20 protein-coding genes are annotated in these 20,293 nt (G+C 71.0%); 15 read left to right on the forward strand and 5 right to left on the reverse strand.

Annotation, left to right across the window (positions count from 1 at the left end; all coding sequences use genetic code 11):
* Positions 1–5: 5 nt before the first annotated feature.
* On the reverse strand, positions 6–968 hold the full coding sequence (locus tag ABZ906_RS05735; RefSeq protein WP_361377749.1) for an electron transfer flavoprotein subunit alpha/FixB family protein: 963 nt from the start codon (positions 966–968) through the stop codon (positions 6–8).
* Positions 969–1,024: 56 nt separating this feature from the next.
* Positions 1,025–1,810 (reverse strand): electron transfer flavoprotein subunit beta/FixA family protein, encoded by a 786-nt coding sequence (locus ABZ906_RS05740; RefSeq protein ID WP_361200048.1) that lies wholly within the window; start codon positions 1,808–1,810, stop codon positions 1,025–1,027.
* A gap of 108 nt (positions 1,811–1,918) precedes the next feature.
* On the opposite strand from ABZ906_RS05740, the gene ABZ906_RS05745 reads away from it, so the two are divergent.
* On the forward strand, positions 1,919–2,629 hold the full coding sequence (locus ABZ906_RS05745) for a TetR family transcriptional regulator (RefSeq protein WP_361200184.1): 711 nt from the start codon (positions 1,919–1,921) through the stop codon (positions 2,627–2,629).
* 111 nt (positions 2,630–2,740) lie between these two features.
* The gene (locus ABZ906_RS05750; RefSeq protein ID WP_361377752.1) at positions 2,741–3,121 is read left to right on the forward strand and encodes a hypothetical protein; all 381 of its coding nucleotides are present in this window, start codon (positions 2,741–2,743) and stop codon (positions 3,119–3,121) included.
* 19 nt (positions 3,122–3,140) lie between these two features.
* Here the strand turns inward: ABZ906_RS05750 and ABZ906_RS05755 are convergent, their stop codons facing one another.
* Positions 3,141–4,676 carry an AMP-binding protein gene (locus ABZ906_RS05755; protein WP_361377755.1) on the reverse strand — a complete coding sequence of 512 codons (1,536 nt, stop codon included), beginning with the start codon at positions 4,674–4,676 and terminating at the stop codon, positions 3,141–3,143.
* Between the two features lie 236 nt (positions 4,677–4,912).
* On the opposite strand from ABZ906_RS05755, the gene ABZ906_RS05760 reads away from it, so the two are divergent.
* Positions 4,913–5,776 (forward strand): GNAT family N-acetyltransferase, encoded by an 864-nt coding sequence (locus ABZ906_RS05760; RefSeq protein ID WP_361377758.1) that lies wholly within the window; start codon positions 4,913–4,915, stop codon positions 5,774–5,776.
* Between the two features lie 63 nt (positions 5,777–5,839).
* Here ABZ906_RS05760 and ABZ906_RS05765 read toward each other — a convergent pair whose 3' ends face one another.
* Positions 5,840–8,131: a glycoside hydrolase family 3 N-terminal domain-containing protein gene (locus ABZ906_RS05765; RefSeq protein ID WP_361377761.1), complete on the reverse strand. Its 2,292-nt coding sequence runs from the start codon at positions 8,129–8,131 to the stop codon at positions 5,840–5,842.
* A 179-nt stretch (positions 8,132–8,310) separates the two neighbouring features.
* Between ABZ906_RS05765 and ABZ906_RS05770 the strand changes: the two genes are divergently transcribed.
* The 12 genes from ABZ906_RS05770 to ABZ906_RS05825 all read left to right on the forward strand — a co-directional run bounded on the left by ABZ906_RS05770 (position 8,311) and on the right by ABZ906_RS05825 (position 18,771).
* Positions 8,311–10,191, forward strand: a complete 1,881-nt coding sequence (locus tag ABZ906_RS05770; protein WP_361377764.1) for an ABC transporter ATP-binding protein — start codon at positions 8,311–8,313, stop codon at positions 10,189–10,191.
* A 199-nt stretch (positions 10,192–10,390) separates the two neighbouring features.
* Entirely contained in the window at positions 10,391–11,677 is a 1,287-nt protein-coding gene (locus ABZ906_RS05775) for an NAD(P)/FAD-dependent oxidoreductase (protein WP_361377767.1), read from the forward strand.
* A gap of 9 nt (positions 11,678–11,686) precedes the next feature.
* Entirely contained in the window at positions 11,687–12,187 is a 501-nt protein-coding gene (locus ABZ906_RS05780; protein ID WP_361377769.1) for a RidA family protein, read from the forward strand.
* Positions 12,184–12,858 carry a DUF1028 domain-containing protein gene (locus tag ABZ906_RS05785; protein ID WP_361377772.1) on the forward strand — a complete coding sequence of 225 codons (675 nt, stop codon included), beginning with the start codon at positions 12,184–12,186 and terminating at the stop codon, positions 12,856–12,858. Before ABZ906_RS05780 ends, ABZ906_RS05785 begins: the two co-directional genes overlap by 4 nt.
* Positions 12,858–14,000, forward strand: coding sequence for a M20 family metallopeptidase (locus tag ABZ906_RS05790; RefSeq protein ID WP_361377775.1), 1,143 nt, complete (start codon positions 12,858–12,860; stop codon positions 13,998–14,000). The genes ABZ906_RS05785 and ABZ906_RS05790 overlap by 1 nt, the downstream gene beginning before the upstream one ends.
* Before the next feature lie 66 nt (positions 14,001–14,066).
* The gene (locus ABZ906_RS05795) at positions 14,067–15,455 is read left to right on the forward strand and encodes an MFS transporter (protein ID WP_361377778.1); all 1,389 of its coding nucleotides are present in this window, start codon (positions 14,067–14,069) and stop codon (positions 15,453–15,455) included.
* A gap of 61 nt (positions 15,456–15,516) precedes the next feature.
* Positions 15,517–16,464: a LysR substrate-binding domain-containing protein gene (locus ABZ906_RS05800; protein WP_361377781.1), complete on the forward strand. Its 948-nt coding sequence runs from the start codon at positions 15,517–15,519 to the stop codon at positions 16,462–16,464.
* A 64-nt stretch (positions 16,465–16,528) separates the two neighbouring features.
* On the forward strand, positions 16,529–16,969 hold the full coding sequence (gene panD / locus ABZ906_RS05805) for an aspartate 1-decarboxylase (protein ID WP_361200142.1): 441 nt from the start codon (positions 16,529–16,531) through the stop codon (positions 16,967–16,969).
* On the forward strand, positions 16,966–17,316 hold the full coding sequence (locus ABZ906_RS05810; protein WP_361377784.1) for a GNAT family N-acetyltransferase: 351 nt from the start codon (positions 16,966–16,968) through the stop codon (positions 17,314–17,316). The genes panD and ABZ906_RS05810 overlap by 4 nt, the downstream gene beginning before the upstream one ends.
* Positions 17,310–17,969, forward strand: a complete 660-nt coding sequence (locus ABZ906_RS05815) for an aspartate/glutamate racemase family protein (RefSeq protein ID WP_361377787.1) — start codon at positions 17,310–17,312, stop codon at positions 17,967–17,969. The genes ABZ906_RS05810 and ABZ906_RS05815 overlap by 7 nt, the downstream gene beginning before the upstream one ends.
* A 70-nt stretch (positions 17,970–18,039) precedes the next feature.
* A complete protein-coding gene (locus tag ABZ906_RS05820) occupies positions 18,040–18,480 on the forward strand; it encodes a nitroreductase family deazaflavin-dependent oxidoreductase (protein ID WP_361200133.1) in 441 nt (146 codons plus the stop codon).
* A gap of 102 nt (positions 18,481–18,582) precedes the next feature.
* Positions 18,583–18,771, forward strand: a complete 189-nt coding sequence (locus ABZ906_RS05825) for a hypothetical protein (RefSeq protein ID WP_361200130.1) — start codon at positions 18,583–18,585, stop codon at positions 18,769–18,771.
* A gap of 16 nt (positions 18,772–18,787) precedes the next feature.
* Here the strand turns inward: ABZ906_RS05825 and gndA are convergent, their stop codons facing one another.
* Entirely contained in the window at positions 18,788–20,230 is a 1,443-nt protein-coding gene (gene gndA, locus ABZ906_RS05830; RefSeq protein WP_361377790.1) for an NADP-dependent phosphogluconate dehydrogenase, read from the reverse strand.
* Between the last annotated feature and the right edge of the window lie 63 nt (positions 20,231–20,293).

Consider the following 20,293-nt stretch of genomic DNA (forward strand, 5'->3'; position numbering starts at 1 on the left):
CGTGTTCAGCCCTTGCGGGTGTTGACCTCGTCGGTGAGGGCGGGGACGACGTCGAAGAGGTCGCCGACGACGCCGTAGTCGACCAGTTCGAAGATCGGGGCCTCGGCGTCCTTGTTGATGGCCACGATCGTCTTGGAGGTCTGCATGCCCGCCCGGTGCTGGATCGCGCCGGAGATGCCCGAGGCGATGTACAGCTGCGGCGAGACCGACTTGCCGGTCTGGCCGACCTGGTTGGAGTGCGGGTACCAGCCCGCGTCCACCGCGGCGCGCGAGGCGCCCACGGCCGCCCCCAGCGAGTCGGCAAGGGACTCGATGAGGTGGAAGTTCTCCGCGCCGTTCACACCGCGGCCGCCGGAGACCACGATGGCGGCCTCGGTCAGCTCCGGACGCCCGGTCGACTCACGCGGCGTGCGCGCGGTCACCTTCGTGCCGGTGGCCTGGTCGGAGAAGGACACCTCAAGGGCCTGGACCGCACCGGCGGCCGGGGCGGCCTCCACCGCGGCGCTGTTGGGCTTGACGGTGATGACCGGGGTGCCGGTGGTGATACGGGACTTGGTGGTGTAGGAGGCGGCGAACGCCGACTGCGTGGCCACCGGGCCCTCGTCGCCCGCTTCCAGGTCGACGGCGTCGGTGATGATGCCCGAGCCGATGCGCACCGCAAGACGCGCGGCGATCTCCTTGCCCTCCGCGGAGGAGGGCACCAGCACCGCGGCCGGCGAGACCGCCTGGTAGGCGGCCTGCAGCGCGTCCACCTTCGGCACCACCAGGTAGTCGGCGAACTCGGCGGCCTCGCTGGTGAGGACCTTCACCGCGCCGTGCTCGGCCAGCGCGCCGGCGGTCTCGGCGGCGCCGCTGCCCAGCGCGACGGCCACCGGCTCGCCGAGGCGGCGGGCCAGCGTGAGCAGCTCCAGGGTGGGCTTGCGGACGGCACCGTCCACGTGGTCGACGTAGACCAGAACTTCAGCCATGAAACTTCAATCCTTTGCAGAGACGAGGAAGCGAGAGAAGGAGGGGGCGGCGGGGCTCAGATGAACTTCTGGCCCGCGAGGAACTCGGCGAGCTGCTTGCCGCCCTCGCCCTCGTCCTTGACGATCGTGCCCGCACTGCGCGCGGGCCGCTCGGTGGCCGCATCGACCGTCGTCCAGGCACCCTCCAGGCCCACCTGCCCGGCCTCCAGATCCAGATCCGACAGGTCCCAGGCCTCCACCGGCTTCTTCTTGGCGGCCATGATGCCCTTGAAGGAGGGGTAGCGCGCCTCGCCCGACTGGTCGGTCACCGACACCACCGCCGGCAGCGCCGCCTCCAGCTGCTCGGAGGCGGTGTCGCCGTCCCGGCGGCCCGTCACCTTCCCGTCGGCCACCGATACCTCCGACAGCAGGGTCACCTGCGGCACGCCCAGGCGCTCGGCCAGCAGGGCCGGCACGATGCCCATCGTGCCGTCGGTGGACGCCATCCCCGAGATCACCAGGTCATAGCCGGCCTTCTCGATCGCCTTGGCCAACACCAGCGAGGTGCCCAGCGCATCCGTGCCGTGCAGGTCCTCGTCCTCCACATGGATGGCCTTGTCCGCACCCATCGACAGCGCCTTGCGCAACGCGTCCTTGGCGTCCTCCGGACCCACCGTCAACACGGTGATCTCCGCGTCATCCGCCTCGTCCGCGATCTGCAACGCCTGCTCGACCGCATACTCGTCCAGCTCCGACAGCAGGCCATCGACGTCATCCCGGTCCACGGTCAGGTCATCGGCGAAGTGCCGGTCGCCGGTGGCGTCGGGCACGTACTTCACGGTGACAACGATCCTCAAGCTCACGCCGGCTCTCCTACCTGGTGTTGTTCGTCATGACGACGTTATGGCACTCAGTACCCCCTGTAAAGGTACGTAGTGCCAGAAGGGGCATCACGATGCTACGTTCCCCGCATGACTGAGGCGCGCGGACCAGCGAAGAAGGCCCCCATGCGGGAGGTGCTCGCCCATGCGGCGTTCCAGCTGTTCCTGGAGCGGGGCTTCGAGCAGACCACGGTGGACGACATCGTGGCGCGGGCCGGTGTCGGGCGCCGCTCCTTCTTCCGGTACTTCCCGTCCAAAGAGGACGCGGTCTTCCCCGACCACGAGAGCTGCCTCGCCGACATGACGGCGTTCCTCGACGCGGCCGACGGCGGTGATCCCGTGGAGGCCGTGTGCGACGCGGCCCGGATCGTGCTGCGCATGTACGCCACGAATCCGGAGTTCTCCGTACAGCGCTACCGCCTCACGCAGGAGGTCCCCGGCCTTCGTACGTACGAACTCTCCGTGGTGCGCCGCTACGAACGCACCATGGCCGGCTACCTCCGCGGCCGCTACGCCGAGACCGAGGACGGCTCGCTGCGCGCCGAGGTGATCGCCGCCGCCGTGGTCGCCGCGCACAACAACGCCCTGCGCTCCTGGCTGCGTTCGGGCGGCGACGGTGACGCGGAGGCCGCGGTGGACCATGCCCTTGAGCTGGTACGGAGCGGCTGGGGGAGCGCCGCCGCGAACGGGGAGGCGGCCGCCGGCGGCACCGACGACGAGGTCGTGGTCATGGTGGTCTCCAAACGCGCCCCCATGTGGCGCGTGGTCCAGCGCGTCGAGTCGGCCCTCGGCCAGGACTGAAAGCAACAGGTAGCACTCAGTGCCTTTACCTGCTGGCACTCAGTGCCATATGGTGCGGAGGCGTCGACGCCGAGCGCGGCGCATCCGAGCCGAACGCAGGGGGTCGAGACGGTGTCCCAGCAGGAATTGAGCGTCGCGCCGACAGAGCACGAGCGAACCGGCCTGACCTACCACCGCTGCCGATGGTGCAACACCGCGTCCTTCCGGCGCATGCTGTGTCCGGTGTGCGCGTCCAGTGATCTGGCGACCGAGCACAGCGACGGCGAAGGCGTCGTCGTCCAGTCCAGCGTGGTCAACCGCTACACGGGGACCGCGCGCAACGAGTCCCTGGTCCGCTTCCCCGAGGGGTTCGTGTTCCGCTGCCGTGTCGTGGGTGCCTCGCCGCACCTCGTATGGGTCGGCGCGCGCGTGCGGCCCGTGGCCGGGTCAGATCCGGAGACCGGGGAGGCCGTCTTCGAGCTCTGCGAGACGAACGCGAGCGCCGACTGGTAGTGCCGCGGCGTGCCGCGGATCAGTTGACGCCGCCCTCGCGGCCCTCCCAATAGGGCCCGCGCAGCTTGTACTTCTGGAGTTTTCCGGTGGCCGTGCGGGCCAGTTCGTCGCGGAACTCCACCGAGGTGGGCGCCTTGAAGCCGGCGAGGTGATCCTTGCAGTGCCGGATGAGCTCCTCTTCCGTGGCCTGCGCGCCCGGGGCGAGGACGACAAGGGCCTTGATGGTCTCGCCCCACTTCTCGTCGGGCACCCCGATGACCGGGACCTCGGCGACCGCGGCATGGCTGAACAGGACGTCCTCCACCTCGATGGAGGACACGTTCTCGCCGCCGGTGATGATGACGTCCTTCTTGCGGTCACTGATCGTCAGATGGCCGTCCGCGCCGATCGTTCCGCCGTCGCCCGTGTGGAACCAACCGTCCTCCAGGGCCTTCGCGCTCTCCTCGGGCTGCTCCCAGTACCCCTCGAGGATCACGTTCGAGCGGGCGAGCACCTCGCCCTCGTCCGACGTGCGCAGCGTGACGCCCAGGGCGGGGGCCCCGGCCGCGACCAGCTTCTCCGCGCGCTGCTGCGAGCCGAGGTCGTCCCACTCGGCGCGGGAACGGTTGATGGTGAGCAGGGGAGACGTCTCGGTGAGGCCGTAGATCTGGATGAACTCCCAGCCGAGCTCGGACTCGACCTGCTCGACCGTCTTGGTGGGCGGCGGAGCTCCGGCGACGATGATGCGCACCCGATCACGGCCCGGGATCTCCCCGTCCCACGTCCGCGCCGCGGCAAGGACAGCGTTGACCACCGCGGGCGCCGCGCACATGACCGTGACCCCGTGCTCGGCCACGCGGCGCAGGATTTCCGCGCCGTCCACCTTGCGCAGCACGATGTGGCGCGCGCCCATGCCGGACATCGCGAACGGCATACCCCAGCCGTTGGCGTGGAACATCGGCAGGGTGTGCAGATAGACGTCCCGGTCCGTGACCCCGGCGTGCAGCGCGAACGTCAGGGCGTTCACCCAGATGTTGCGGTGCGTGATCTGTACGCCCTTGGGGCGCGCCGTCGTTCCGCTGGTGAAGTTGATGGTCGCGGTGGCGTTCTCGTCGGGCTGCCAGGGCTCGGGTTCGGTGTCGAAGCGGTACAGCTCCGCGTCCGCCTCCGGGCCGAGCGTGTAGCGGTGCTTGCAGGTCACCCCGGAGAGCCGGTCCTCCAGTTCCGGGTCGACAAGCAGGACGCTCGCCCCAGACTGGCCGACGATGTAGCTCACCTCCTCCGCGGAGAGGCGGAAGTTGACGGGCACGAGGACCCGGCCGTGACCGCTCACGCCGAAGAACGAGGTGAGGAGCCGTGCGCTGTTCGGCGAGACCACCGCCACCCGTGCGCCGTGCGGCACCCCCAGCGCGTCCAGACCGGCGGCCTGCGCCCGCGCCAGCTCGCCCACGCGCCGATAGGTCAGCCCCTCCCAGGGCTCGGCCGGCTGATCGGGCTCGTCGACGATGCCGACCCGTTCCCCGTATACGGTCGTGGCGCGGTCCAGAAAATCTAGGGCCCCGAACGGGACGAACATCCTGGCCTCCCGAAGCTCAGTTGATGTACGTCGCCTATCCGACCACGCCCCGCGGGAAACCGGCCATCCATCGCGGCACCGGAGCGGATAGCGGGGAGTGGAGCCGGGCAGGATGGATTCGGTGCGGCGGCGAAGGCGGCCGTGCCGGGGACGGTCCCTCTCCGACGTGTGGGACCGTCCCTTTCCGGTGAGAGGGGGCGGCCCCCTCCGGCGCAGGACGTACGAAGGGTGCACAGATGACGGATTCGGGCCCCGGGCGGCTCACCATCACGCGGGCGACGCTCGACGACTGGCAGGTCGTCGGCGGATGGGCGGCGGACGAGGGCTGGAATCCGGGCCTGCGGGACAGCGCGTCGTTCTTCGCGCAGGACCCGGAAGGATTCTTCATCGGCCGCATCGACGACGAGCCGGTTTCCGCGATCTCGGTCGTGAACTACGACGAGGTGTACGCCTTCCTCGGCTTCTACCTCGTCCGCCCCGACATGCGGGGCCGCGGCCACGGCCTCGCCACCTGGCGGACGGCCCTCGCCCACGCGGGCACCCGCACCGTCGGCCTCGACGGCGTGGTCGCCCAGCAGGACAACTACCGCCGCTCGGGCTTCGAGCTCGCCCACCGCACCGTCCGGTACGCGGGCCCGGTGCCCGTGCCGCCCGGCGCATCGAGGTCCCCGCAGATCCTGCCGGTCGAGGCCGCGGGCCTGCGGGCGATCACCGCGTACGACGCCGAGAGCTGTCCGGCCGACCGCCCGCGCTTCCTGGAATCGTGGCTGACCGCTCCGGGACACCGCGCCCTCGTACGTATCGTCGACGGCCGCATCACCGGATACGGCGTGCTGCGCCCGGCCCATGGCGCCCGGCGCATCGGACCCCTGTTCGCCGACACGCGCGCCGACGCCGAGGAGCTCTTCGACGCCCTCACGGCCGAGGCGGACGGCGAGAGAGTCGTCATCGACGTCCCCGAGACCCAGCCGCACGCCGTCGCCATGGCCGAGGCGCGCGGCATGAAGCCCACGTTCGAGACCGCCCGTATGTACACGGGCCCGGTCCGGGAGATGACCGGGGAGCGGGTCTTCGGCGTGACCACGCTGGAACTGGGCTGACGGACAGCTGGAACTGGGCTGACGGACAGGGGGCCGGACCGACCGGCCTGGCCCCCACCGTGCCTAGGTGATCGTCAGCCTCTTCTTCGCCTCGGTCTCGGAGCTGTTGCCGACGTAGATGTCCACGGCCCCCTCCTCGATCCGGAACTCGCCGTTCTCCGCGTTCGTCCAGAACCCGAAGTCGTCGGCGCCGAGCCGGAAGCGGACGGTCTTCGACTTGCCGGGCTCCAGCGTCACCCGGCGGAATCCGCGCAGCTTGCGCACCGGCTGCGCGATGCTCGCCGCGATGTCGTGCACGTACAACTGGACGACCTCGTCGCCCGCGCGCTTGCCCGTGTTGCGGACGGAGACCGAGACCTCCAGGGTGTCGCCCTTGCGCAGCGCACGCGCCGGCACGCGGTCGCGGCTGAGCCGGGGCTCACCGATCTCGAAGTCCGTGTACGAGAGTCCGTGGCCGAAGGCGAACTGCGGGTCCGGGGGCAGGTCGAGGTACTTGGACGTGTACTTGTTGTCCGCGCTGTACGGGCGGCCCGTCGACTCGTGGTTGTAGTGGCAGGGGATCTGGCCGACCGTGCGCGGGAACGAGACGGGCAGCTTGCCGCCCGGATTGACCTTGCCGAACAGCACGTCGGCGATCGCGTTGCCCGCTTCGAGCCCCGGGTGCCAGGCTTCCAGGACGGCGGGCGCCGACTTCAGCCAGTCGCCGACGGTCAACGGGCGCCCGTTGACCAGGACCACCACGAACGGCTTGCCCGTCGCGGCGATCGCCTCGATCAGCTTCTCCTGCCCGCCCGGCAGGCCGATGTCGCTGCGCGCGGCCGCCTCGCCGCTCATCGCAGGGGGTTCGCCGACCACGACGACGGTCACGTCCGCCTTCTTGGCCGCGGCGACCGCCTTCGGGATGCCGCCGGTCTCCGTGCCCTCGGCGTCGACGCCCTTCGCGTACGTCACCTTCGCCTGCGGGGCGGCGGCCTTCACCGCGGCAAGGACCTTGCCCGAGGGGAAGCTCTTCGCCGCGCCCGGGAACGTCCATGTGCCCAGGAGGTCGTCGGAGTCGCCGAACGGGCCGACGACCGCGATCGACCCGGCCGACTTCTTCAGCGGAAGCGCCTTGCCGTCGTTCTTCAGGAGCACCATCGAGCGGGCGGCGGTCTCACGGGCGGCCTTGCGGGCATCGGCGGAGGGTTTGTCGATGGCGTCGTCCTCGTCGGCGTACGGATGCTCGAAGAGTCCAAGTGCGTGCTTCAGGCGCAGGATCCGCGCCACCGCCTCGTCCAGGCGCCGCTCGCTGATCCTGCCGCCGCTCAGCAGCTTCTTGCCGTTCTTGGCGAGGTCCGTGCTGGCCATCTCCATGTCCACACCGGCATTGAGGGCGAGGCGGGCCGCGTCGGCGCCGTCCTCGGCGAAGCCGTGCGCGACCAGTTCGTCGACGCCGTTCCAGTCGCTGACGACGAAGCCCTCGAAGCCCCACTCTTTGTAGAGGACATCCGTGAGGGTGTGGGAGTTGCCGTGGGCCGGGACGCCGCTGATGGTGTTGAAGGAGGCCATCACCGTGGCCACGCCCGCGTCCAACGCGGCCTTGAACGGCGGCAGATAGTGGTTGCGAAGGCGCGACTCCGACACGTCGACCGTGTTGTAGTCCCGGCCGCCCTCGGCCCCGCCGTAGGCGACGAAGTGCTTGGCGCAGGCGGCGATGCGGTCCTTGTCGCCCAGGCCCGACCCCTGCTCGCCCTGGTATCCCTCCACCTTGGCGACGGCGAACGCCGTGGTGAGGTACGGGTCCTCGCCGCAGCCCTCGGCGATCCGGCCCCAGCGCGGCTCGTGCGTGACGTCCATCATCGGCGAGAACGTCCAGTGCACGCCGTTCGAGCGGGACTCCTTCGCCGACACCTCGGCGTCGCGCCTGGTGACCTCCGGGTCGAAGCTGGACGCCTGTGCGAGGGGGATCGGGAACGTCGTCCACAGGCCATGGATGACATCGAGTCCGAAGATCAGCGGAATGCCGAGCCGGGACTCCTCGACCGCGATGCGCTGCAGGGCGTTGCTGCTCTTGGCGCCGAAGATGTTCAGGACGGAGCCGAGCCGTCCGGCGCGCGCCGCGTCCTCGACGTCCTTGGTCTCGCTGCCGCCGGGACCGGTGCTGACGGACCACGGGAGCTGCTGCAACTGACCCAGCTTCTCTTCGACAGTCATACGGTCGAGCAGCTTCTTGATGTGCGGGTCAAGGGGACCCCGGGGGCTCGGCCGCTGTGGCGCGGCCTCGGCGACTCCGGTCCCCGCAGCGGTCAAGCCGCCTCCGGCGACGGCGGTGCCGCCGATCGCGGACAGCAGAGTACGCCTTCGTAGCTCTCGCATGTGTTCGCCTTCTCGCATCAGGAAGTCGACAACCTCTGTGATGGCCACAAGAGTTGAAGCGAAAGTACGTTCCTGATACATGCGGGTCAAGGGATGCGGCAGGGACGCGCGGGGGCCTCGTCCGGGTGTCCCGCCCCGACGCTTGACCTCAAGGAAACTTGAGGTTTTACGTTCTTCTCATGAGCATGGAAACGACAGCCTGGAGCCAGCTGCAGAGCGTCATGCACGCCGAGCAGGACCGCCGTCCCTTCGCCCGCGCAACCTTGCGCCGCATCGGGACCTTTGCCCGCCCGCACAGACGCCGCATCGTCTACTTCGTGCTCCTGAGCATCGTCACCGCGATGCTCGCGGTGGCGACCCCCCTCCTGGCGGGCAGCGTCGTGGACACGATCGTCTCGCACGGAGAGCCCTCGCTCGTCGTCCGGTACGCCCTGCTCATCGCTGCCATCGCCGCCGCCGAGGCCGGTTTCGGCCTGCTCGGCCGCTGGCTGTCGGCGAACCTGGGGGAGGGGCTCATCCTCGACCTGCGCACCGCCGTCTTCGACCACGTCCAGCGCATGCCCGTCGCCTTCTTCACCCGCACCCGCACCGGCGCCCTCGTCAGCCGCCTCAACAACGACGTGATCGGCGCCCAGCGCGCGTTCAGCAACACGCTCTCGGGCGTCGTCGGCAACGTGGTCATGCTGCTCCTGACCCTGGCCATGATGCTGAGACTCTCCTGGGAGATCACGCTCCTCGCCCTTGTCCTGCTCCCCGTCTTCATCGTGCCCGCGCGCCGCATGGGCTCCCGGATGGCGAGGCTCCAGCGCGAGGCCGCGCACCACAACGCGGCGATGGGCACCCGCATGACCGAGCGCTTCTCCGCGCCGGGCGCCACGCTCATCAAGCTGTTCGGGCGGCCGGGCGCCGAGTCGGAGGAATTCGCCACGCGGGCCCGGCGGGTGCGGGACATCGGCGTGCGCACGGCCATGGCACAGTCCACGTTCATCACCGCGCTCACCCTGGTGTCGGCGCTCGCCCTGGCCCTCGTCTACGGCCTCGGCGGCTACTTCGCCCTCGACGGCACCCTGGAGACGGGCGCGATCGTGTCCCTCGCCATGCTCCTGACCCGCCTCTACGCGCCGCTCACCTCCCTGGCGGGTGCGCGGGTCGAGATCATGAGCGCGCTCGTCAGCTTCGAGCGGGTCTTCGAGGTGCTCGACCTGAAGCCGCTGATCGACGAGAAGCCCGACGCACGCGAAGTACCGCAGGGCCCGGTCGCGGTGGAGTTCGACGACGTCCGCTTCGGCTACCCGTCCGCCGACAAGGTCTCCCTCGCCTCCCTCGAAGAGGTCGCGTCCCTCGACTCCCGCGGCGGCGACGAAGTCCTGCACGGCCTGTCCTTCCGCGCCGAGCCGGGCCAGACCGTGGCGCTCGTGGGCTCCTCAGGGGCGGGCAAGTCGACGATCGCCCAACTGCTTCCCCGCCTGTACGACGCGGACGGCGGAACCGTACGCATCGGCGGGGTCGACGTCCGCGATCTCTCGGCGGCCTCCATGCGCCGGACGCTCGGCATGGTCACCCAGGACGGCCACCTCTTCCACGAGTCGGTCCGCGCCAACCTGCTGCTCGCCCGCCCCGAAGCCACCGAGGACGACCTGTGGGACGTCCTGCGCAGGGCCCGCCTCGAAGACCTCGTACGCTCCCTGCCGGACGGCCTGGACACGGTGGTCGGCGAGCGCGGCTACCGCCTCAGCGGCGGCGAGCGCCAGCGCATGACCATCGCCCGGCTGCTCCTGGCGCAACAGCGCGTCGTCATCCTCGACGAGGCCACCGCGCACCTCGACAACACCTCCGAGGCGGCGGTGCAGGAGGCGCTCGCCGAAGCCCTGGAGGGCCGCACCGCGATCGTCATCGCGCACCGCCTCTCGACGGTGCGGTCCGCCGACCAGATCCTCGTCGTCGAGGCCGGGCGGATCGTGGAGCGCGGGACGCACGAGGAACTGCTCGCTGCGGGTGGCCGGTACGCGGAGCTCTACCGCACGCAGTTCGCCGACAAGACGGAGCAGGTGGCGGCGTAGCACTCACACGACGCGCAGGACCGGCCGGAGACCACCGGCCGGTCCTGCGCGTCTGCGTCTCAGAATCTACATCTGGAAATCCGATCGCCTGCAACGGAAACATCTGTTGGACAGGATTCACGGGGCGTTCAAGGATGTCCCGTACGGCAGCGCAGTCAACGCGACACCGGAATGAACTGCCGTACGAGCGGAGGATGAAGTGCCGAGCGAAGAGACCGAAGTAGTCGTCGTCGGGGCCGGTCAGGCCGGCGTGGCGGCCAGTGAGCACCTGGGGGCTCACGGAGTGCCGCACATCGTGCTCGAGCGGCATCGCATAGCCGAGCGGTGGCGCTCGGAGCGATGGGACTCCCTGGTGGCGAACGGTCCCGCGTGGCACGACCGCTTCCCCGGTCTTGAGTTCACCGACGTCGACCCCGACGGTTTCGCCTCGAAGGAGCAGGTCGCGGAGTACTTCGCCGCGTACGCCGAGAAGATCGGTGCCCCGGTCCGCTGCGGCGTCGAGGTGACCGGCGTGCGCAGGCACACGGGACGGCCGGGTTTCCGGGTGGAGACGTCGGAGGGCTCGATCGACGCGCGGTTCGTCGTGGTGGCGACCGGGGCGTTCCAGCGCCCGGTGTTCCCGCCCATCATTCCGGACGGCGCCGTCCCCGTGCAGATCCACTCCAGCGGCTACCGCAACCCGGAGCAACTGCCCGAAGGCGCGGTCCTGGTGGTCGGGGCCGGGTCTTCGGGGGTGCAGATCGCCGACGAGCTGCGCCGCTCAGGGCGCCGGGTCTTCCTCTCCGTCGGCCCGCACGACCGGCCTCCCCGCGAGTACCGCGGGCGTGACTTCTGCTGGTGGCTCGGGGTGCTCGGGCTCTGGGACGCGGAGACTCCTCCCCGGGGTGCCGAGCACGTGACCATCGCGGTCAGCGGTGCGCGCGGCGGCCACACCGTGGACTTCCGTGCCCTGGCCGCCGACGGCATCGAACTGCTTGGGATGACCGCGTCCTGCGCCGACGGCGTCCTGCGCTTCGCCCCCGACCTCGCCACGAACATCGCGCTCGGCGACGAGAAGTACCTCGCGCTGCTCCGGGCAGCCGACGCATACGTGGAGCGCAACGGCCTCGACCTCCCCGAAGAGCCGCAGGCCCATGTCCTCGGTCCTGACCCGGAGTGCGTGAGCGACCCCCGCCTCGAACTGGACCTGGCCGAGGCGGGCGTCACCTCGGTCGTCTGGGCGACGGGCTTCGCCACCGACTACGGCTGGCTCGACGTGGACGCCTTCGACGAGAAGGGCCGCCCGCAGCAGCGACGCGGAGTCTCCACCGAGCCCGGCGTCTACTTCCTCGGCCTGCCCTGGCTCTCCCGCCGCGGCTCCAGCTTCATCTGGGGTGTCTGGCACGACGCCCGGTACGTCGCCGACCACATCGTGACCCGGCGGGGCTACCTCGCGTACGACACCACCGACCGGCCCGGCGCCGCCTCGGCCACCCCCAACTCCTGAGGAGCAGACGTGACCTCCACGCACCAGGGCCCGCGGCCCAAGGCCCCGATCGTCGCGGGCGGACACACGCGGATCCGCCCGTTCAACACCCGCGACACCTACCCCGAGCAGAACCTCGACAACGACCTCTGCCAGGCCGTCGTCGCGGGCAACACCGTGTATGTCCGGGGCCAGATCGGCCAGGACCTCGACACCAGTGAGTCCGTGGGCATCGGCGACGTCGAAGCGCAGGCCGAGCAGGCCATGGCGAACATCAAGATGCTGCTCGAAGAGGCGGGCGGCCGGATGGAGCACCTGGTCAAGCTGACCATCTATCTGGTCGACCCGCGCTACCGCGAGGCCGTGTACCGCACGGTGGGCCGCTGGACCAAGGGCGTCCACCCCATCTCCACCGGCCTGGTGGTGTCCGCCCTTGCCCGCCCCGAGTGGCTGTGCGAGATCGACGCGATCGCCGTACTTCCCGAGGCCGTACTTCCCGAGGCCGTACTTTCCGGGGAGGAGCAGGCATGACGTTCTCCCTGGTGGTCCGGGACGGCGAGCGCTTCGGCATCGCGGCCAGCTCGTCGAGTCCGGCGGTCGCCGCCCGGGTCGTCCATCTGCGGCCCGGCGTCGGCGCGGCGACCTCGCAGAACATCACCGACCCCATGCTCGGCACCGCTCTCCTCGACGGCCTCGCGGCGCACGGCGACGCCCAACGCGCCCTGGCCGACGTCACCGGCACGGCAGCGAACAAGGAGACCGTCGACTACCGGCAGCTGACCGTCCTCGGCCGGTCGGGGCCGGGGTTCGCCTTCAGCGGTCCGCGCACCCTGGGCACCTTCGCGTCGGCCACCGCGGACGGCGCCGTCGCGGCCGGGAACATGCTGTCCGGCGAGCACGTGCCCGGCGTACTCGTCGACGCGTACGCCGCCGCCACGGGAGAGCTCGAGGAACGGCTGCTCACCGCGATGAAGGCCGCCGTCGCGGCCGGTGGCGAGGAAGGGCCGGTGTACTCCGCCGGGATGGCGGTCGTCGCGGACGTCGGCTGGCGGGTCACCGACCTGCGCGTCGACTGGGCCGATGACCCCCTCGACCGGCTCGGCGACCTGCTCGACGTCTGGCTGCCGCAACGGGACGACTACGTGCGGCGCGGCCTCGATCCCGCCTCCTCTCCTTCGTACGGCGTTCCGGGAGACCTGTGATGCAGCGGATGAAGGAGGCGGCACGGCACGCGGTCGACCGGCACGCCGAAGAACTGATCGGCCTCTCCGAGCGGCTGCACGCCGACCCGGAGACCGCCTGGCAGGAACACCGGGCGGCCGCCGCCGTACCGGAACTGCTCGACCGCGCCGGATTCGACGTCACCTCGTCCTACCTCGGCCTGGACACCGCCTTCCACGCCCGGTTCGGCAGCGGTCCCGTCCGGATCGCGCTGTGCGCCGAGTACGACGCGCTGCCCGGCCTCGGCCACGCGTGCGGGCACAACCTCATCGCGGCGAGTTCCGTCGGCGCCGCGCTCGGCCTGGCCGCCGTCGCCGACGACGCGGGAATCACCGTGGAGGTCTACGGCACCCCCGCAGAGGAGGGCGGCGGCGGCAAGATCGAGATGCTCGACCGGGGCGCCTTCACCGACGTGGACCTCGCGATGATGGTGCACCCGGCGCCGGTCGACGTCGCCGAGGCCCGCCCGTTCGCCGTCAGCCACTCCAAGGTCTCCTACACCGGGAAGTCCGCGCACGCCGCCGCCTACCCGGAGGCCGGGATCAACGCGGCCGACGCCTTCACCGTCGCCCAGGTCGCCATCGGGCTGCTGCGCCAGCAACTGCCGTCGTCGGCGCGCGTGCACGGTGTGGTGACCCACGCCGGGGACGCCCCCAACGCCATCCCGGAACGGTCGAGCGGGCGTTGGTACGTCAGGGCCGAGACGCTCGCCGAACTGGCCGAACTCGAACCGCGCGTCACGCGGGCCTTCGAGGCGGGCGCCCTCGCCACCGGCTGCGACCTGGAGATCGAACCGGAGAGCAAGCCCTACGCCGAGTTCCGCACCGACGAGAGTGCCCTCGCGCACTACCGGACCAACGCCCTGGCCCTGGGCCGCGCGTTCGCGCCGCCCGGCCAGGCGGCGCGCATGAACCGCGCCTCCACCGACATGGGCAACGTCTCGCAGGTCGTACCGGCGATCCACCCGTACATCGGCATCGGCTCCCTGCCCGCCACCAACCACCAGCACGAGTTCGCCGCCCACTGCGTGGGCGGGAGGGCCGAGCGCGCCCTGCTCGACGGTGCGCTCGCACTGGCCTGGACCGGCGTGGACCGCAGCGCGGCCCCGCCACCCCGGCCCTGACGGCCCGACGCCGGCGGCACCCGCACAGCTCCAGCTTCGGAACCCCTTTCCCCCAAGGAGGCGCGTATGCCCACGCGTGACAGCAGTGCCACGACGACCGAGGCCGAGCCGGCCACCGATGTGGTCGCACTGCGCAGGAGCGTCGCCGCGGGCGCCGTAGGCGTGTTCGTGCACTGGTTCGACTGGGCTGCCTACGCCTATCTCGCCGGCACCGTCGCGACCGTGTTCTTCCCCGCCGACGACAGCACGACCGGACTCCTCGCCGTGTTCGGCGTGTTCGCCGTCTCCTTCGGCATCCGGCCCATCGGCGCCCTGGTCTTCGGACCGCTCGGCGACCGGATCGGCCGCAAGCGCACCCTGTCACTGGTCATCTTCATGATGTCGGGCGCGACCCTGACCATAGGCCTGCTCCCCGGCTACGACTCGATCGGCATCGCCGCCCCGGTGCTCCTGGTGGTGCTCCGCCTGATCCAGGGCTTCGCGGCGGGCGGCGAGTTCGGCAGCGCCGCCAGCTTCCTCGCCGAGAGCGCGCCGCGGCGACGGCGCGGATTCGGCGTGAGCTGGCTGGAGGTCGGCTCCCTGCTCGGCTTCCTCGCCGGATCGTTCGTCTTCCTCGTCCTGTCCACCGCGCTCGACGAGAGCCAACTCACCGCCTGGGGCTGGCGCATCCCCTTCCTGATCGCCGCGCCCCTCGGCGTCATCGGCTTCATCATCCGCAGCAAGATCGAGGACACGCCGGAGTACCGGGCGCTAGAAGCGGGCGGCACCGTGCCGAGCAGCCCCGCCCGCGAACTGCTCCGTTCCCACAAGCGCGAACTGCTCCAGGCGGCGGGCCTGATGGCCGCCATGCACGTCCCCTTCTACGCCGTGCTGACCTACCTCGTCACCTACGAGACCGACCACCTGGGCCACTCCGCCGACAACGCGGCCCTGCTGTCCACCGTCATCTCGCTGATGGGCCTCGCGCTCGTGCCGCTCTTCGGCGCGCTCTCCGACCGGGTGGGGCGCAAGCCGGTGTTCATCGGGGCGACGGCGGCCCTGCTCGTCCTGTCCACCCCGGCCTTCCTCCTGATGCGGACCGGGCTCGTGGGCACCTGGATCGCCGGCCTGCTGCTCGGCGCGATCCTGGCGGCGATCCTCGGCACCTACGCGGTGTGGTCGGCGGAGATCTTCCCCACCCGCACCCGGCAGAGCGGCCTCTCCGTCGCGTACAACATCACCGCGGCGCTGTTCGCCGGGACCGTGCCCTACCTGATGACCGTGCTGATCTCCGCGACGGGCAGCACCCTGGTGCCGGGCCCGTACCTGATGGTGTTCGCGGTGGGCGGCCTGGTCGCCGCCCTGACCCTGAAGGAGACCGTCGGCACCACGCTGCTGCGCCCCGAGGACGTCGCCCACGCATCCCCTGCGTCCCACACGCCCCACGCGCCTCACACTCCCGCCGAGCGGGTGTAGCCGTCGCCGCCGCATAGGGTCGGAGCCGACACCGATCACTCACCGGGCACGAAGGTCTCGTATGACGTCACCGCTGGGATTCACCCTCGTTCAGCTGCGCTACTTCCTCGTGGCCGCCGAGCGTGGCTCCATGACGGAGGCGTCGGCCGAGCTGCACATCGCCCAGTCGGCCGTGTCCGCCGCCGTCCACAGCCTGGAGCAGGACCTTCAGGTGCAGCTGTTCATCCGGCGCCGGGGCCGGGGCCTGACCCTGACGCCCGCGGGGGAGCGGCTCCAGCAGCAGGCGCGGGACCTGCTGGCGCGGGCCCGCGAGGTCCACCGGGAGGCCAGGGGCGACGGCGAGACCCTCTCCGGTCCGGTGGCGGTCGGCTGCTTCGTGACCCTGGCCCCGTACTATCTGCCGCCGCTGTTCAGCGAGTTCACCCGGCGCCATCCCGGCATAGAGATCGACGTGGTGGAGGCGGAGACCGACGAGCTGGTCCAGGCCCTGGCAGCGGGGCGCATCGACTTCGCCCTCACCTACGGCCTGGGTCTGTCGTCCGAGCCGGAACTGCACAGCGAGACGATCGCCCGCGCTCCGGCCTACGTCATCGTCGCGGCCGACCACCCGCTGGCCGGGCAGGGCAGCGTGGAGCTGGCCGAGCTGTCCGCCGAACCCCTGGTCCTGCTCGACCTGCCGCACAGCCGCGACTACTTCCATGCCCTGGTGGCCGCCACCGGCACCGCCCCCGACGTCCGCTACCGCACCCGCAGCTACGAGACCGTGCGCTCACTCGTGGCCCGCGGACTGGGCTACTCCGTCCTCAATCAGCGGCCTGCGACCAGCCAGACCTACGGCGGCGGCGAGGTCGCGGAACTGCGGCTGCGGGACGGCGGGCACCCGCTCGAAGTCAAGATCGTCTCCATGGGAGGCGTGGCCCAGACGGCCAGGGCCCGGGCGGTGATGGGCCTGCTGCGGGAGATCGCGACGGACGAGAAGAGCCCTTTGCGTGCCCGCGACTCGTTGTAAAGTGGGCGGCCAGCCCTTGACCTGCACATACGCAGGCAGGGAGCCCAGGACAAGGAGTAGCTCCATGCTGCGCACTATGTTCAAGTCCAAGATCCACCGCGCCACGGTGACCCAGGCCGACCTGCACTACGTAGGCTCCGTCACCATCGACGCCGACCTCCTCGACGCCGCCGACCTGCTGCCCGGCGAGCTTGTGCACATCGTCGACATCACCAACGGCGCCCGCCTGGAGACGTACACCATCGAGGGCGAACGCGGCAGCGGCGTCATCGGCATCAACGGCGCCGCCGCGCACCTCGTGCACCCCGGCGACAAGGTGATCATCATCAGCTACGCCCAGGTCGACGACGCCGAGGCCCGCACCCTGCGACCCAAGGTCGTGCACGTCGAGGGCGAGCGGAACCGGATCGTGGCCCTCGGTACCGACGCGGCCGCGCCGGTGCCGGGCGCCGAAGACATGACGCGCAGCCCGCAGGCCGCGCCCGCCCTCCAGGAGAGCCGATGAGCAGCAGCGGGATCGAGATCCGCGACGACAGGGCGCGCGGCGTCTTCGAAGCACGTGCGGGCGGCGAAGTCGTCGGGAAGATCGTCTACTTCACCCTGGACGCCCCCGAGCCCGCCCTGGTGCCGGTGCACACCGAGGTGGCGCCCGCGCACGAGGGCGAGGGCATCGCGGGATCGCTGGCCAGGGAGCTGTACGCGATGGCGGCCCGGGAATCCGTCGCGGTCGCGCCCCTGTGCCCGTACGTCGTGAAGTGGGCCGAGCGGCATCCCGACGAGGCGCCCGCCGCCTCGGCGGAACTGGCCGCCGCGGCCCGGCACGAGCAGAAGACGCACCCCACCACGTGGTGACGCCGACGCTCGCCCTGCTGCACACCTCGCCCGTGCACGTCCCCGTCTTCGAGGGGCTGCGCGACCAGGACCATCCGGGGTTCGCCCTGCGGCACCTCGTCCACGAGGACCTGCTCGCGCGGGCCCGCGCGGAGGGCCCGGAGGCGGTGGCCGACGACATCCAGGAGCTGTTGGTGCGGACCGTCGCCGAGGGGGCGGGCGTCGTGCTCTGCACCTGCTCCACGATCGGCGCCGTCGCCGAGGCCCGCGCCGCCGCCGTCGGGGTGCCCCTCGTGCGGGTGGACCGGCCCATGGCCGCCGAGGCCGTGGCCGCGGGACGGTCGGTGGCCGTCGTCGCCACCCTGGAGAGCACCCTGGGACCCACCCGCGTGCTCGTCGAGGAGGAGGCCGCCCGCGCCGGACGGCCCGTCGACGTCACGACGGTCCTGGTCGAAGGGGCCTGGGAGCGCTTCGAGGCCGGAGACCGGGAAGGGCACACGCGCCTGATCGTGGACGCCGTGGACGCCCTGGAGGGCGTCGACTCCGTCGTCCTCGCCCAGGCGTCCATGGCGGACGCCGCCGACCGCGCCACCCTGCCCGTGCCGGTCGTCTCCAGCCCGCGCCCCGGTCTGCGCGCGGCTGTTCTTCGGTGCGCTGAAGGCGTCAAGTCGTAGGCTGCGTGCGGGAGGTGAGTGACCGCTCACCTCCCGCGTACACCTTCGACTTCACTTCACAGGAGCGGACATGGCGCAGCAGGACGAAGAGGCCGTGATCAGTCCCACCGGCTGGGTGGCCAAGCAGGCCCGGCAGTACGAGGAGTCGGGCGGCCTCACGGGCACCGGGGTGCAGGGTGTCACCTGCCTGCTGCTCGACTACCGCGGACGGCGCACGGGGACGTTGCGCCGCACCGTACTGATCTACGGCCGCGACGGCGACGACTACCTCATCGTGGCCTCCAACGGCGGAGCCGACGAACACCCCCTGTGGTACCTCAACCTCGTCGCGGAACCGAACGTACGGCTTCGCGTGGGCACGGAGGAGCGATTCGACGCCCGCGCCGAGACCCTGACGCCTGAGGAGAAGGCCAGGGTCTGGCCGGGCCTCGTCGAGCTCTTCGCCCCCTACGCGGACTATCAGGCCAAGACGGATCGCGACATCCCCGTCGTGCGGCTCACGCGCACCTGATCCCGGGATCGGGGGGCGCGGGGACGCGTGGACTCGGCGGGCGTGGGCACGCGAGGCGGGAGAGAGTGGACACGACCGATCTCCGACGTCGATGGAGGAGACATGACCGTTCCGTATCCCGAGCCCGCGCCGCCGAGCCCGATCCCCGACCCGAACACGCCGAGTCCGGTGCCGGACCCCGAGCGCCCCACACCGGGCCCCGGCCCCGTGCCGCGGCCGTCGCCGGGCCCGCCGCCGACCCCGCTCCCGCCGCCGGGACCGGAGCCGGAGACCGAGCCGAAGCCGGTCTGACGGCGGGCCGGAGCGTTTAGGCCTCGACCTCCGAGCGGTCCCCGCCCCACAGGGTGTGGAACGAACCCTCTCGGTCCGTACGCCGATAGGTGTGCGCGCCGAAGAAGTCCCGCTGCCCCTGGGTGAGCGCGGCCGGAAGGCGGTGCGCGCGCAGCGCGTCGTAGTACGCGAGGGCCGCCGAGAAGCCCGGCGTGGGAACTCCCTGCCGGGTGGCGGCGACCAGAACCGCACGCCAGTCGTCCTGGGCCGCACCGATCTCCTGCGCGAACGTCTTGTCCGACAGGAGGCTCGGCAGGTCCGCGCGCGCGTCGTACGCGGCGCGGATGCGGTCCAGGAAGGCGGCGCGGATGATGCAGCCGCCGCGCCAGATGGCGGCGACCGCGCCGGGGTCGATGTCCCAGCCGTACTGTTCGCTGCCCGCGGCGATCTCGTGGAAGCCCTGCGTGTACGACACGATCTTCGAGGCGTACAGCGCCTGCTCGACCTGATCGGCGAATGCCCCGGCCTCGGCCTCGTTCAGCTGACTCGGCGTCGGGCCCGGCAAGTCCGCTGACGCCGCGCGCAGTTCGGAGTGGCCCGAGAGGGAACGGGCGAAGACCGCCTCCGCGATGCCCGACACCGGCACACCCAGATCCAGGGCGATCTGCACGGTCCAGCGGCCCGTGCCCTTCTGCTCGGCCTGGTCCTGGACGACGTCCACGAACGGCTTGCCCGTCGCGGCGTCCACGTGCTTGAGGACCTCCGCCGTGATCTCGATCAGATAGGAGTCGAGCCGGCCGGTGTTCCAGGTGCGGAAGATGTCCGCGATCTGCGCGGGGGAGTAGCCCGCCACCTCGCGAAGCAGCTGATACGCCTCGGCGATCAGCTGCATGTCCGCGTACTCGATGCCGTTGTGCACCATCTTCACGAAGTGCCCCGCGCCGTCCGGGCCGACATGGGTGACGCACGGGGCACCGTCCTCGGCCTTCGCCGAGATCTTCTCCAGCATCGGACCGAGCGAGGCGTACGACTCGGGGGAGCCGCCCGGCATGATGCTCGGGCCGTTCAGCGCGCCCTCCTCGCCGCCCGAGACGCCCGTGCCGACGAAGTGGATGTCCTGCTCGCGCAGTTCGCGCTCGCGGCGCCGGGTGTCCGCGAAGTGCGCGTTGCCGCCGTCGATGATCATGTCGCCCGGCTCCATGAGCGGCGCGAACTCCTTGATGACGGCGTCCGTGGGCTCGCCCGCCTTGACCATGACGACCAGGCGGCGCGGGCGCTCCAGGGCCGCGACGAACTCCTTCGCGGTCTCGGTGGCGATGAAATCGCCCTCGTCGCCGAACTCCTCGACCAATGCGTGCGTCTTGGCCGCCGTGCGGTTGTGCAGGGCGACGGTGTAGCCGTTGCGTGCGAAGTTGCGGGCCAGATTGCGCCCCATGACCGCGAGGCCAGTGACACCGATCTGGGCTGACGTGCTGCTCATGCCGTGGCTCCTGGAGGTGGAAGTGCCGGTGGTGTTCGCCAGTATTGCCCCGCGGCGTAGCGT

This window comes from Streptomyces sp. NPDC046925 (assembly GCF_040644915.1).
Classification (GTDB): Bacteria; Actinomycetota; Actinomycetes; order Streptomycetales; family Streptomycetaceae; genus Streptomyces.

Coding starts and splice junctions, on each gene's coding strand:
- ABZ906_RS05735 (WP_361377749.1), bottom strand. CDS start 968: ATGGCTGAAGTTCTGGTCTACGTCGACCACGTGGACGGTGCCGTCCGC.
- ABZ906_RS05745 (WP_361200184.1), top strand. CDS start 1,919: ATGACTGAGGCGCGCGGACCAGCGAAGAAGGCCCCCATGCGGGAGGTG.
- ABZ906_RS05755 (WP_361377755.1), bottom strand. CDS start 4,676: ATGTTCGTCCCGTTCGGGGCCCTAGATTTTCTGGACCGCGCCACGACC.
- ABZ906_RS05760 (WP_361377758.1), top strand. CDS start 4,913: ATGACGGATTCGGGCCCCGGGCGGCTCACCATCACGCGGGCGACGCTC.
- ABZ906_RS05765 (WP_361377761.1), bottom strand. CDS start 8,131: ATGCGAGAGCTACGAAGGCGTACTCTGCTGTCCGCGATCGGCGGCACC.
- ABZ906_RS05770 (WP_361377764.1), top strand. CDS start 8,311: ATGAGCATGGAAACGACAGCCTGGAGCCAGCTGCAGAGCGTCATGCAC.
- ABZ906_RS05785 (WP_361377772.1), top strand. CDS start 12,184: ATGACGTTCTCCCTGGTGGTCCGGGACGGCGAGCGCTTCGGCATCGCG.
- ABZ906_RS05790 (WP_361377775.1), top strand. CDS start 12,858: ATGCAGCGGATGAAGGAGGCGGCACGGCACGCGGTCGACCGGCACGCC.
- ABZ906_RS05795 (WP_361377778.1), top strand. CDS start 14,067: ATGCCCACGCGTGACAGCAGTGCCACGACGACCGAGGCCGAGCCGGCC.
- ABZ906_RS05800 (WP_361377781.1), top strand. CDS start 15,517: ATGACGTCACCGCTGGGATTCACCCTCGTTCAGCTGCGCTACTTCCTC.
- panD (WP_361200142.1), top strand. CDS start 16,529: ATGCTGCGCACTATGTTCAAGTCCAAGATCCACCGCGCCACGGTGACC.
- ABZ906_RS05810 (WP_361377784.1), top strand. CDS start 16,966: ATGAGCAGCAGCGGGATCGAGATCCGCGACGACAGGGCGCGCGGCGTC.
- ABZ906_RS05820 (WP_361200133.1), top strand. CDS start 18,040: ATGGCGCAGCAGGACGAAGAGGCCGTGATCAGTCCCACCGGCTGGGTG.
- ABZ906_RS05825 (WP_361200130.1), top strand. CDS start 18,583: ATGACCGTTCCGTATCCCGAGCCCGCGCCGCCGAGCCCGATCCCCGAC.
- gndA (WP_361377790.1), bottom strand. CDS start 20,230: ATGAGCAGCACGTCAGCCCAGATCGGTGTCACTGGCCTCGCGGTCATG.